A 13,133-nucleotide genomic window follows, 5' to 3' on the forward strand; every position below is an offset into this window, starting at 1 on the left:
AAAAAAAGCAATAAAATCAAATGAATTAATTTTAATTATTCTGAATTTTAAACCAAAAACTTAAAAACTCATATGTTCAACAAAATTATCATATAAAAATCTTTCTACAGTAGATGCAGCATAGTATTTATAAAGCTCATTCATGACATTTTCATAATCTCGGTAGGCAGATACATTGACAACCGTATCTACAATCCCATCAAAATCTGAACCAAACCCTATATTGTTTTCTCCACCTAGCGAGCAAATATATTCGATATGTTTTACTATATCTGTTATATTTGCTTGTCTTTCACTTGTTAGAAACTGCGGTACAAAAGTAACACCGATTATGCTATTTCTCTGTATAAGCGCTTTAATTTGTTCGTCATTTAAATTGCGTGGATGCTCACACAGTTTATAACAATTTGAGTGGGATGCAATTGGGTTATTTGCAATTTCTATCACATCCCAAAAACTTCTCTCATTTAAATGTGATAGATCCGTCCATAATTGCAAAGTATTCAACTCTTGTACAACTTGTCTACCAACAGTAGTTAAACCTGCTCCACGCGTCTCTAGCGCCCCATCAGCTAACAAATTCGCATAGTTCCATGTTAATCCGAAAGAACGTACACCTAACCGATAAAACAAACGTAATTTCATCGCTTCTTTGCCAATTGCTTCGCACCCTTCTAACGTTAATAGCGCGCCAACCTCGTCTTGTTTTAATCTATTTATATCCTCTTTCGTTCGGATAAATCTCACACCTGGTAGCGATAGAATTTCATTATAAAAAATATCTATCATTTGTAATGCCGCTTCAAATCGTTTTTCATACGTCACTGTTTCTGGCACATATATTGCAAAACATTGTATACTTCCTTGTCTTTCCTTTAACTGTTGAAATGTAATATGTAATTGCGGATCGTTTTTAAAATTCTTTTTTCCCTTTGCACTCCATAACTGAAAGAGCACATCACAATGAGCATCAAAAATTTTCATTTTCATTCCTCCATTATAAAAACAACCTGTTTGCATACTGCAAACAGGTTGTTTAAACTTAACGAGGTTCTACAATTAATTTTATTGCTGTACGCTCTTCGCCATCAATCATAATATCTGTAAACGCTGGGATACAAATTAGGTCCAAACCACTAGGCGCTACAAACCCTCTTGCAATTGCTACTGCCTTTACCGCTTGGTTTAATGCACCTGCACCAATAGCTTGAATTTCTGCTGTTCCGCGTTCGCGAATAACACCTGCAAGTGCACCAGCTACAGAATTAGGGACCGACGTTGCTTTAACTTTTAATATTTCCATTCCGCGTTTCCTCCTCGTTTCTTTAAAAAGTATTAGCAATTATTTCACTTTAACTTATATTCACGAGGAATGGCGCGTATTCCTGCTAAATTTTCGTAATTTTTCTAAAAAATTAAAATATAATAACTTATCTAAAATTTAACGGAAATTTACTCAAAAAATGGTTGATCGTCATTAATTAAAATGCGCTCAATTTTCTTTGCTTTTCCTGTATTTGGATCCACATCAATTAACACTGCACTTAATTGCGTTCTACCACTTGTTACTTCAAATCGTACCGGTAAGTTCGTTAAAAACTTCTTCAATACTGCTTCTCGGTCCATACCTAAAATTCCATCATATGGCCCTGTCATCCCAACATCTGTAATATATGCCGTTCCGCTTGGTAAAATACGGTTATCCGCTGTAGGGACATGCGTATGCGTACCTACTACTGCTGTAGCACGTCCATCTACATACCAACCTAGCGCTTGTTTTTCACTTGTAGTCTCCGCATGGAAATCAATAAAGATAATATTCGTACGTTTTTTCGCAATATTAATTAATTCATCCACTTTACGGAATGGACAATCAATCGGAGGAAGGAAAGTACGCCCCTGTAAGTTAATAACTGCAACTTCTGTTCCATTACAGTTCACAAAGATAAGTCCTTTTCCTGGAGTTCCTTCTGGGAAGTTAGCTGGTCTTGCAAGATATTTTGCATCATCGATGAATTCAAATACTTCACGATTATCCCAAGCATGGTTTCCAAGTGTAACTGCTTGTGCCCCACACTCTAAAAAGTTTCGATATATTTTTTCTGTAATCCCACGGCCACCTGCTGCGTTTTCTCCATTAATAATTGTTACTGTAGGTGTATATTTTTTCTTTAATGCCGGTACGTATTGTTGAATCATACCTCTACCAGGAGATCCTACTACATCCCCAACAAATAATATTCTCATATGTCTTACCCTTTCTATGTACTGCATTTTTTATTGCTATAGCATTAAGGAAATTCCTTATAATATGTTTATTATAAGTTTGTTTCACTTTTACGCTATATAACTAACTGTCTTTATTTTATCCAATTCCAACACAAAAAAATAAAGTGGTGTTTCACCACTTTATTTTGCGTATTCCACTGCACGTGTTTCACGAATAACAGTTACTTTAATATGTCCTGGGTAATCCAGTTCATTTTCAATACGTTTTCGGATATCACGAGCTAAACGATGAGCTTCTAAGTCATCGATTGTATCTGGTTTTACCAAAATACGAACTTCACGTCCTGCTTGAATTGCAAATGATTTTTCAACGCCTTCATAAGACTCTGAAATCTCTTCTAACTTTTCAAGACGACGAATGTAGTTTTCAAGCGTTTCACTACGAGCTCCCGGTCTTGCAGCTGATAAAGCATCTGCTGCTGCAACTAAAACTGCAATGATAGAAGTTGGTTCTGTGTCACCATGGTGAGATGCGATACTGTTTATAACTACAGGATGCTCTTTATATTTCGTTGCGAGTTCAACACCAATTTCAACGTGGCTACCTTCTACTTCATGGTCAATCGCTTTTCCGATATCATGTAATAGACCAGCACGTCTTGCTAGTTTTTCATCCTCACCAAGCTCTGCTGCCATAAGTCCAGTTAAATATGCAACTTCCATAGAGTGTTTTAAGACGTTTTGTCCATAACTTGTACGGTATTTTAAACGACCTAAAATTTTAATTAAATCTGGGTGTAATCCGTGAACACCCACTTCAAACGTTGTTTGCTCTCCGACTTCGCGAATATACTCGTCCACTTCACGTCTTGATTTTTCGACCATCTCTTCAATACGCGCTGGGTGAATACGTCCGTCCTGTACTAGTTTATCAAGAGCGATACGAGCTGTTTCACGACGAATTGGATCGAATCCAGAAAGAATTACCGCCTCTGGTGTATCATCGATAATTAAGTCAATACCCGTTAACGTTTCTAACGTACGAATATTACGACCTTCACGCCCGATAATACGTCCCTTCATTTCGTCATTTGGAAGATTTACAACCGAAACGGTTGTTTCAGCAACATGATCAGCTGCACATCTTTGCATTGCAAGAGATAAAATCTCTTTTGCTTTCTTATCCGCTTCTTCTTTCGCGCGAACTTCACTTTCTTTTACCATAACAGCGATTTCATGAGAAACTTCATTTTCTACTTTACCAAGAATAATTGCTTTCGCTTGTTCGCGTGTCAGATTGGAAATGCGCTCTAATTCTGTTTGTTGCTTTTGAACTAACTCTCCCACTTTGCTTTCCAACTCTTCAATCTGTTGTTGTCTCGCTACAAGAGATTCCTCTTTCTTCTCTAACTGCTGCTCGCGTTTATCGAGCGTTTCGTCTTTACGATCAAGGTTCTCTTCTTTTTGCATTAAACGATTTTCTTGTTTTTGTAATTCGCTTCTACGGTCACGAATTTCTAATTCAGCTTCTGTACGAAGTGTATGAATTTCATCCTTTGCTTCTAAAAGCGCTTCTTTCTTAAGTGCTTCAGCCTCACGATTCGCTTCGTCTAAAATACGTTTCGCTTCATTAGCCGCACCATTAATCTTCGCTTCAGCAATAGACTTTCGAACAAAAAAGCCAACAACTGCACCGACTGTTGTTGCAAGCAAAATGGAGATGAGTATCCAAACTGTACTACTCATGATTTCACCTCCCCTTGCTATGAATGAAAAAAGACTGTCGGCATGTACATTAAATTACAATATACAGCAAAGACCGTCGTCCCGCTTTTTTAAGGGACTTTCTTCATTTCACAATTAAAATGTCATATTATTATTTCGGTAAGATTTAAACCTTACTCCGAATATTACTTCTCTTCTTGAGAAGAGTATATCGTATATAAGAAAAAATATACATTCTCATTGTATCTATCGTAATTTTCATTGTCAAGCGTTGTCTACTTTTACTTTCTTTACCTTCAGTCCTTAATGTTATCTGAATTTGAAAAATTGATAGCATACTATCCTGGAAAACCTTAGTAAATACCATTTTATTCCCTTAAAACGTATGAATATTCCTCTTTACACATCCCATTTGAGTCAAAAAAATATTTTAACCACTACGATAGATACCCCTTTAATAGAAGGTAAAAAAATAAAAGACACGGGACCCGTGTCTTTTATTTTTTAATCTTGAAGAGTTGCATCTTCCGTGTCTTCCACACCAGAATCTTCACCAATTCCGTGATGATCACGAACAAAGAAGGCAATTTCCTCTCTTAAGTCCGTATTCTCTTTTAAGAATTGCTTCGAATTTTCACGACCTTGTCCTAAACGTTCTTCATTATAAGAATACCAAGCACCGCTCTTTTGAACGATATCAAGCTCAGAAGCCATATCCAAGATTTCACCCTCTCTTGAAATACCTTCTCCGTACATAATATCAACTTCAGCAACACGGAATGGTGGCGCTACTTTATTTTTCACTACTTTTACTTTTGTTTTATTACCAACGATGTCGTTACCTTGCTTTAATTGCTCCGCACGACGCACTTCAAGACGGACAGTTGAATAGAATTTCAACGCACGACCACCTGGAGTTGTTTCTGGGTTTCCGAACATAACCCCAACTTTTTCACGAATTTGGTTAATAAAGATTGCAATTGTTTTTGATTTGTTGATTGCTCCTGAAAGCTTACGAAGTGCTTGTGACATTAAACGTGCTTGTAAACCTACGTGTGAGTCACCCATGTCGCCTTCAATCTCTGCTTTCGGTACAAGAGCTGCTACAGAGTCAATTACGATAATGTCAACCGCACCACTTCGTACAAGAGCTTCCGCGATTTCTAATCCTTGCTCCCCTGTATCAGGCTGTGATAATAGTAATTCATCTATGTTAACGCCTAATTTTTGTGCATATACAGGATCCATTGCGTGCTCCGCATCGATGAATGCTGCTTGTCCACCTTGACGTTGTACTTCTGCAATTGCATGTAATGAAACTGTCGTTTTACCTGAACTTTCAGGTCCGTAAATTTCGATAATACGGCCACGTGGGTATCCGCCTACCCCTAATGCCACATCAAGTGCTAAAGAACCACTTGAAATTGTAGAAATTCTACGTTCCGCTTGTTCTCCTAATTTCATAATTGAACCTTTACCAAATTGCTTCTCTATTTGTTTTAACGCCATATCTAATGCCGCTTGACGATCACTCATTCAAAATTCCTCCTTAACTGAATTGCTAATCTTATTATACCTATTTTCAATTCAATTTGCCAACAAAAATCGAACATTTATTCGATTTTTTTATTTTCCATTACATAAATACGTAATTTAACTATAAAAAAAGCTAGAAGAAACTTATATCTCTTCTAGCTTTTTATATAAATGATAAAATCCATATTTTGTCGAGCGTTCTCTAATTTGTTGACGACTTCCACTTAAATTAAGAGGAAAAACTGCAGTTTGTTCACCTTTAATCGCCAATCCAACAAATACTGTTCCTGGCTCTTTCTGTTCTGAAGCATCTGGCCCTGCTACCCCAGTGAAACTAATTCCGATATCCGCTTTTAATAAATCCTTAACATTTTCAGCAAGATAACGAGCACATTCTTTACTAACTGCACCATCAGTATGCAACACTTCTTCAGGCACACGCAATACATGTTGCTTCACATCATTATGATAACAAATGACACCGCCTTTAAATACAGAAGAAACACCAGCATTTTCAGTTACTTGATTTCCAAAAAGACCACCTGTTAAACTTTCTGCACATGCTAAAGTTAACCCTTTTCTCTTCAATAACTCGATTGCCTTATAATGCAAAAATTCTTGGTCATATCCGTAGAAAAATTCTCCTACCCTTTCTAAAATCAAATCTTCCACATGTTGAATTAGTTTCTCCGCTTCGCTAACATTTTGATGCTTAGCGGTTAAACGTAATGTCACTTCTCCATCATTTGCTAGCGGGGCGATTGTTGGGTTTGTTTGTCCATCAATTAAATCTTGAACTTTCACCTCTAATTGGGACTCCCCGATACCGAAGAAACGAAGCACACGGGAATAAATGTTTTCTCCTGTTGTAAAATTACGTAAAAAAGGCTCCACGTAACTTACATACATTGGTTTCATTTCTTTTGGCGGCCCTGGTAATAAAATATAAACTTTTCCGTTCTTATTTACCCCCATACCAGGCGCCATACCGTGGTCATTTGCAAATACTGTTGCTCCATTTAAGACGAGCGCTTGCTTTTTATTATTCTCCGTAAATTCACGGCCTGTACGCTTAAAGTAATTACTTATTAAGGCTAATGCCTTTTCATCATACACAAGCGCTTCATCTAAACTAGCCGCTATCGTTTCTTTCGTTAAATCATCTTTTGTCGGTCCTAATCCACCTGTAAAAATAAGTATATCAGCACGTTCTTCCGCAGCTTCAATCGCCTTTTGCAGTCGCTTATTATTATCACCAACAACAGTATGATAGTACACGTTAATTCCAATTGAAGCTAACTTTTCAGATAAAAACTGGGCATTTGTATTTGCAATTTGTCCAAGTAATAATTCAGTTCCAACCGCAATAATCTCAGCATTCATCCTAATTCCCCCATAAACTTCTATTTTGAGTTTACAAAAGCAGCTCTATTTTTCCAGAAATAATCCCATCCTGAAATAACAGTAAAGATTAATGCAATCCATATGAAGATATCAGCAACTGGAATATGGATTAAATTTAAAGGTACATCGTGTAATAAATATGCTGCAATCGCAATAATTTGTGTCCATGTCTTAATTTTCCCTAGCTGATTTGCCGCAACTACTTCCCCTGTTCCAGCAAGTACAAGACGTAAACCTGTTACAGCAAACTCACGACTGATAATTACAATAACAATCCAAGCCGGTACATATTGCATCTCTACCAATGTAATAAGTGCTGCTGAAACAAGTAATTTATCAGCTAATGGGTCAAGAAACTTTCCTAAATTCGTTACAAGATTATACTTTCTTGCGTAATGTCCATCAATCCAATCTGTAGCTGAAGCAATGATAAAGATAAGTGCCCCTACTAAATGTTGAATTGGCAAATCAACATCACCAATTTTGTATGAACCCCAATCAAAGGGCGCTAACATAATTACCATAAAAATTGGAATTAAGAAGATTCTAGATATTGTAATTTTATTTGGTAAATTCACAGCTATTCCTCCATCATATCAAAAACATTTGTTCATCGAAAAAAAAGTCATCGAAGCGATGACTGTTATTGTGCAGGTTGCTCTATCCCTTGGTTTTTAATCACCAATCTTTGGTGATATTCTTTTTGTGGATCTAACGGGAAAGCAAGCACTTGGCCATTCAGTTTAATTTCAACATTCGGTGCACTTCCAATATTAAGTCGTACTTCTTTTAATGTTGATACATCGCGTTTCTCTGTTTGACCGCTTTGTACTGTAGTGTTTAGAATTTCATTACCCGCATCATCCTTAACATCTACATAACTTGCACCCTTCGCTGAAATTTCCAATTCTAACGTTTTATTATTATGAATTTCCAAAGTAGATACCTTACCAGTTGTTCCAACTACTTTCACTTCTTGCTGTCCAGTTGGTGGTGCTGGCTGCTCCTCTTTCTTTGGTTCTTCTTTCTTTAGTTCTTCTTTCTTTGGCTCTTCTTTCTTTGGCTCTTCCGCTTTCTTCGTATCTAATGGAGAATCTTTCGCTTTTTGAACTTCAATTTTCTCACTTTGAGCACTCGGAACTTTTTCATCATCTTTTCCAGTTAACGCTTGAAACACAAACCAGATTACGACTCCAACCGCGATTACTAACAGCGCAACTAAGATTTTCGGCATGTGATCTGCAACTGGCCATGATGAAGATTTTTGCATTGTTTCTTGTGTTTTTTGTCCCGTTGATACTTGTGGAACTTCACGCCTTTCAGATTGTGGTATCGTACTCTGATGTTCTACAAGCAGTTCCTCTCCATTTAATCCAACAGCATCTGCGTATTGTTTAATGAATGCACGCGCATAAAAAGCTCCTGGCAATACATCATAATTGCCTTCTTCAATTGCCACTAGATGGCGTTTTTGAATTTTTGTAATTTCATGCAGCTGATCAATAGACAAGCCTTTCGCTTCTCTTGCTTCTTTCAGCTTTTGTCCCAATTCCGTCACTACTAACACCTCAATATTTCTTTAAAAGTCAAACATAGAGAAATTATTTTGCGTACCTTGCTCAATTTCATCTACTAAATTATATTGAATTTCTTCATCATAATCGTTACGCAACTCGATAATATAATCAAAATCATCCAATGTGTATTCTGACTGACTCACAAATACATCAGGATGTTCCACAACTTTCGTTGCAGGCAATCTCATAATTTCACGAACGAGCTGCCAATGTCTTTCGTTGGCACGCTTCGTTGACACAATTCCATCTAGGATGAAAATATTGTCATCGCTATACTCATCTTCAATTAATTGACTACGAACAGTTTGCTTAATAAGAGTAGATGATACAAATAACCACCTTTTATTTGCACAAACACTTGCAGCAACAATGGATTCTGTTTTTCCGACACGAGGCATTCCGCGTATCCCAATTAGTTTATGGCCTTCTTTTTTCATAATTTCTGCCATAAAGTCTACAAGTAAGCCTAATTCATCACGCACAAATCGAAATGTTTTCTTATCATCTGCATCTCGTTGTATGTACCTACCATGCCTAACCGCTAGCTTATCTCTTAGCTTGGGCGGACGATATTTCGTTACCGTTATGTTATCCATCGTATTTAAAATTGATTCAAGTCTAGAGATTTGCTCTTGATTATCACACATAAGAAGTAACCCACGTCGTGCATTATCTACACCATTAATTGTGACAATATTAATGCCGAGCATACCGATTAACGAAGAAACGTCACCAAGCAAGCCAGGTCGGTTTTTATGTATTTCATATTCAAAATACCATTCAATCATCCAAGATCACTCCCCTTGCTTACTTTACACCTACGTACTATATTATATGATTTCACCTTAATAGGGAAGCTAAATGTATAATCTATCCTGTGTAATTATTATACAAAAAAAGTAGAGAGGAGAATCTCCTCTCTACTTTTACTTATGTTGTACAAACTTAACCATTAAGTTTGCAATTGTATGTTGCTCCTGTTCATCAGCAACTTTCCAAAGCTCAGCTAATAATTTCTCTTGGTCATTGCGCCCTTCTACTTCATTAGCAAGGTAGTCGCCAACACGAAATGCCATATCTGATACCGCACCGCCGTCTAAACCTTTTCCTTGCGCTTGCTCTAAACGATCTCCTAAAAAGCTCTTCCACTGATCAAAATTATCTAATACTGACATAATTAAGCACCTCACTATTGAGTAATAAAATCATCCTTAATTTGTGCAACTGTTCATTTTTTATGTAAGAAATTTTTAGCAGTGCCAACCGCCATTCACTCCGATGATTTGTCCAGTTATGTATGATGCTCCTGGTGATACGAGGAATGAAACTGTTTTTGCTACTTCTTCTGGTAATCCTATTCTACCTAATGGTATATCTTCAGCAATTCCCATTTTATCTTCTTCAGAAAAAACACTTAACATTTCCGTTTCAATTGCTCCTGGTGCTACTGCATTCACACGTAATCCACTTAAAGAAACTTCTTTCGCTAAAGCTTTCACATATGAATTTTGCGCCCCTTTTACCATTGAATACAGCACTTCACAAGAAGCCCCTATTTGTCCCCATATAGATGAAATAATTACAATATTACCACTTCTCCTCCCGATCATAGGCGGAAGTGCCATTGAAAGTAATTTATATACGTTCTTCACTTGAAGTTCTACCATATAACCCAATTCTTCGTTTGTTACATCTGTTACTAGTCCAAAAATACTCTTCCCAGCTGCGTATACAATAACATCAATAGGGTGTTCAATTTGTCCCCACAATTGCTCTGCTCCATCACTAGAAGCCAAATTCGCTTGAACAGGGATAACTTCTCCCCATGCTTTCTGCAATTCCAATACCTTTCCTTCACTGTTATTGTAATGAACATAAACTGTATATCCATCTTGAATTAATTGTTTCGAAATAGCAGAGCCAATCCCTCCGCTCCCTCCAGTTACTAACGCATACTTTTTCATAAATTCCCTCTCTTATCTCTACAAGTTCAATTTTCACACAACTAAATAATACCCTCATCTTACAATTTTTCAATGATAAGATGAGGGTATCTTTAAAATGTTATTTTTTCGGTAACACCTGACAAACACTCATTTTTTCTTCTGATAACAATAATTTTGCTACTTCTTGTAAGTCTTGAACCGTCAGCCCTTCTAATACAGTCAATGCATCAAATAGACTAGATTCATTAAACGCATATCGTGTAAATTGATTTGCAATATATTCTGGTGAATTCAACGAGCGTAAAAAACCACCAATTTTCTTTTTCTTCACTCGTTCTAATGCCGCCGCATCTAATTGATCATAATCTGTTTTTAATAAAATATCTTTTAAACGATCTGCCAATTCATCAGGTTGTTTCGTATCACCACCAACCATTGCAAAACCGAAGTTATTTTCTTCTGTATAGTCATACGAGAATGAATCATCAATAAGTCCTTCATTATATAAAGCTTCGTAATGAACAGAACTTTTTCCAAATAAATAATCTAAGAGTAACGTAAGCGCAATTTCTTGTTTTAAAAGCGCTTGCCCCTTTTCTTTTAAATTAGTCGCTTTAATACCAACTAAACATTTCGGTGTTTGCACAGGCATTGAAATAATTTTTTTCTTTTCATTTACCTCATTTGGTTCCTCTTCAAATGAACGCACAATTTCTGGCTGGTTTTTATAATCTTTTTCCGCTTGATTTTCACGTACTAAATCCATTGTTTTCTCTGGATCAATTGCACCCACAACAAATAATAACATATTGCTCGGATGATAAAATGTTTCATAACATTCATATAATAAATCTTTGGTAATTTTACTAATAGATTCGATTGTGCCTGCAATATCAATTTTAATTGGGTGTTTTACAAACAAGCTATCAATTAACCCAAAGTACAAACGCCAATCTGGGTTATCTTGATACATTTGAATTTCTTGCCCAATAATCCCCTTCTCTTTTTCAACTGTTTTTTCAGAGAAATAAGGCTCTTGCACGAAGTTTAGCAATGTATTTAAATTTTGTTCTACGTTTGAAGTACATGAAAAAAGGTAAGCTGTTCGTGTGAAGGATGTAAAAGCATTTGCCGATGCTCCTTGTTTACTAAACAATTGGAAAGCATCGTGATCTTCTTTTTCAAATAATTTATGCTCAAGAAAATGTGCAATCCCATCAGGCACACGAATCATTTCTTCTTTCCCCAATGGTACAAATGTATTATCTACTGAACCATATTTCGTCGTAAACGTCGCAAATGTTTTATTAAATCCTTGTTTCGGTAAAACATATACATCTAATCCATTAGGAAGTTTTTCATAATAGAGTGTTTCTTTTAATTGCTCATAAACAATTTTTTCCATTTACTCTCCCTCCGTTCCTTGTAAAAAGTAAATTGTATCTAGTTCAATATTTTTAGCTACTTTTACAATTTCTTCTTTTGTTACACTTTCTATACCTGTAAGCCATTCTTCAACTGGACGTGTACGATTTGAAATAATACCATGATATAGCATTTCTACAAATCCACGCGGTGTATCAATCGCCTCTAATATTTGATTTTGGATGACACTTTTTGTTTGATGTATTTCTTCTTCAGAAAACTCTCCGTTTTGCATCGCAAGCATTTGTTCTTTAATAATCTCAACTGCTTTTTCATAATTTTTCGCTTCGATTCCTGACATAACAAATAATAAACCTTTATGACTTTCAAAGCGCGATGCTGCATAGTACGCTAAACTATTTTTTTCACGCACATTTACGAATAACTTCGAATGAGAAAAACCACCAAACAATCCATTGAACAATTGCAATGCAAAATAATCTTCATCTTTATATGTGACAAATGTACGATAACCGATGTGTAATTTACTTTGTTTTAATTCTTGTTTTTCAACAACTTCTTTTTCTTCATTATTTCGTCTATGAAGGAGTACATTTCTTTCTCTCACTGGACGAGCTGAAATAGAAAAATACTTACTTACAAGATCAACGGCGTTTGCTGAAATATCACCAATAATATATAGATCCATTTCATCTTCTGCTAACACCTTTTGATAATATTGATACAGACTTTCATTTGTAATAGACGTAACACTCTCTTTTTTTCCATTTGCACTTAAACGATACGGTTCTACTTTGCACATTTCTTCAATTAAACGCTCGTTTGCATAACGCATTTTATCATCATAAGTAGCTTCAATTCTCTGTAACAGTGCTCTTTTTTCACTTTCTACGATAGAAGATAGGAAACCGTTCCCCTCGGTTGCTGGATGTAACACAATATCAGACAACATAGAAAGCGCTTTTTCAAATAACGGTGGTGCATCATGTAAATAAACTTCATTTGCAATGTCTACATAAATGGAGATAATATGGTCTTCCCCTTTTTTACTTACATCTACCGCTAAAGAAGACCCGTATAATTCTTCTAAATATTGACGAAGACGAATTACAGAAGGTAATTTTTCTGTGGCACTTTGCAATACGTATGGCAATAGGGCACGCTCTGTCACCGTCTCCTCATTTAAAGGCGCTTTAAAACGAAATACAAAGGTATTCGTTTTATATTTATCAGTCGGAATAATATGTACGCGCAAACCACCTAACTCATGTAGTTGTTGTTCCATTAGTTTCATTTATAGCCCTCCTTTACGTATATAGGAATATTCCTC

13 protein-coding genes are annotated in these 13,133 nt (G+C 36.2%); all 13 read right to left on the bottom strand.

Translation table 11 applies throughout. The features are described 5' to 3' along the window. Positions 1-60 precede the first annotated feature (60 nt). The 13 genes from DOS87_RS21100 to yfmF all read right to left on the bottom strand — a co-directional run bounded on the left by DOS87_RS21100 (position 61) and on the right by yfmF (position 13,097). Positions 61-1,020: a dipeptidase gene (locus DOS87_RS21100; RefSeq protein WP_003309838.1), complete on the bottom strand. Its 960-nt coding sequence runs from the start codon at positions 1,018-1,020 to the stop codon at positions 61-63. 22 nt (positions 1,021-1,042) lie between these two features. Next, on the bottom strand, positions 1,043-1,303 hold the full coding sequence (spoVS, locus tag DOS87_RS21105; protein WP_000404341.1) for a stage V sporulation protein SpoVS: 261 nt from the start codon (positions 1,301-1,303) through the stop codon (positions 1,043-1,045). A 149-nt stretch (positions 1,304-1,452) separates the two neighbouring features. Continuing rightward, on the bottom strand, positions 1,453-2,247 hold the full coding sequence (locus DOS87_RS21110; protein ID WP_001221092.1) for a TIGR00282 family metallophosphoesterase: 795 nt from the start codon (positions 2,245-2,247) through the stop codon (positions 1,453-1,455). 162 nt (positions 2,248-2,409) lie between these two features. Further along, positions 2,410-3,975, bottom strand: coding sequence for a ribonuclease Y (gene rny / locus DOS87_RS21115; protein ID WP_000099770.1), 1,566 nt, complete (start codon positions 3,973-3,975; stop codon positions 2,410-2,412). A gap of 483 nt (positions 3,976-4,458) precedes the next feature. Next, the gene (gene recA, locus DOS87_RS21120; RefSeq protein ID WP_001283853.1) at positions 4,459-5,490 is read right to left on the bottom strand and encodes a recombinase RecA; all 1,032 of its coding nucleotides are present in this window, start codon (positions 5,488-5,490) and stop codon (positions 4,459-4,461) included. Positions 5,491-5,634: 144 nt separating this feature from the next. Beyond that, entirely contained in the window at positions 5,635-6,873 is a 1,239-nt protein-coding gene (locus tag DOS87_RS21125) for a competence/damage-inducible protein A (protein WP_000990684.1), read from the bottom strand. A 20-nt stretch (positions 6,874-6,893) separates the two neighbouring features. After that, positions 6,894-7,472 (bottom strand): CDP-diacylglycerol--glycerol-3-phosphate 3-phosphatidyltransferase, encoded by a 579-nt coding sequence (gene pgsA, locus DOS87_RS21130; RefSeq protein WP_001052967.1) that lies wholly within the window; start codon positions 7,470-7,472, stop codon positions 6,894-6,896. 65 nt (positions 7,473-7,537) lie between these two features. Continuing rightward, positions 7,538-8,452 carry a helix-turn-helix domain-containing protein gene (locus tag DOS87_RS21135; RefSeq protein WP_000137465.1) on the bottom strand — a complete coding sequence of 305 codons (915 nt, stop codon included), beginning with the start codon at positions 8,450-8,452 and terminating at the stop codon, positions 7,538-7,540. A gap of 21 nt (positions 8,453-8,473) precedes the next feature. Then, positions 8,474-9,259: a DUF3388 domain-containing protein gene (locus DOS87_RS21140; protein ID WP_000574107.1), complete on the bottom strand. Its 786-nt coding sequence runs from the start codon at positions 9,257-9,259 to the stop codon at positions 8,474-8,476. 138 nt (positions 9,260-9,397) lie between these two features. Further along, the gene (locus DOS87_RS21145; RefSeq protein WP_000114444.1) at positions 9,398-9,646 is read right to left on the bottom strand and encodes a DUF3243 domain-containing protein; all 249 of its coding nucleotides are present in this window, start codon (positions 9,644-9,646) and stop codon (positions 9,398-9,400) included. A 75-nt stretch (positions 9,647-9,721) separates the two neighbouring features. Continuing rightward, positions 9,722-10,435, bottom strand: coding sequence for an elongation factor P 5-aminopentanone reductase (ymfI, locus tag DOS87_RS21150; protein WP_000759625.1), 714 nt, complete (start codon positions 10,433-10,435; stop codon positions 9,722-9,724). A 100-nt stretch (positions 10,436-10,535) separates the two neighbouring features. Then, on the bottom strand, positions 10,536-11,822 hold the full coding sequence (gene yfmH, locus DOS87_RS21155; protein WP_000411972.1) for an EF-P 5-aminopentanol modification-associated protein YfmH: 1,287 nt from the start codon (positions 11,820-11,822) through the stop codon (positions 10,536-10,538). Continuing rightward, positions 11,823-13,097: an EF-P 5-aminopentanol modification-associated protein YfmF gene (yfmF, locus tag DOS87_RS21160; RefSeq protein WP_098577805.1), complete on the bottom strand. Its 1,275-nt coding sequence runs from the start codon at positions 13,095-13,097 to the stop codon at positions 11,823-11,825. Positions 13,098-13,133 lie beyond the last annotated feature (36 nt).

Origin of the sequence: Bacillus sp. CR71 (genome assembly GCF_003429245.1) — a bacterium.
GTDB classification, from domain to species: domain Bacteria; phylum Bacillota; class Bacilli; order Bacillales; family Bacillaceae_G; genus Bacillus_A; species Bacillus_A thuringiensis_S.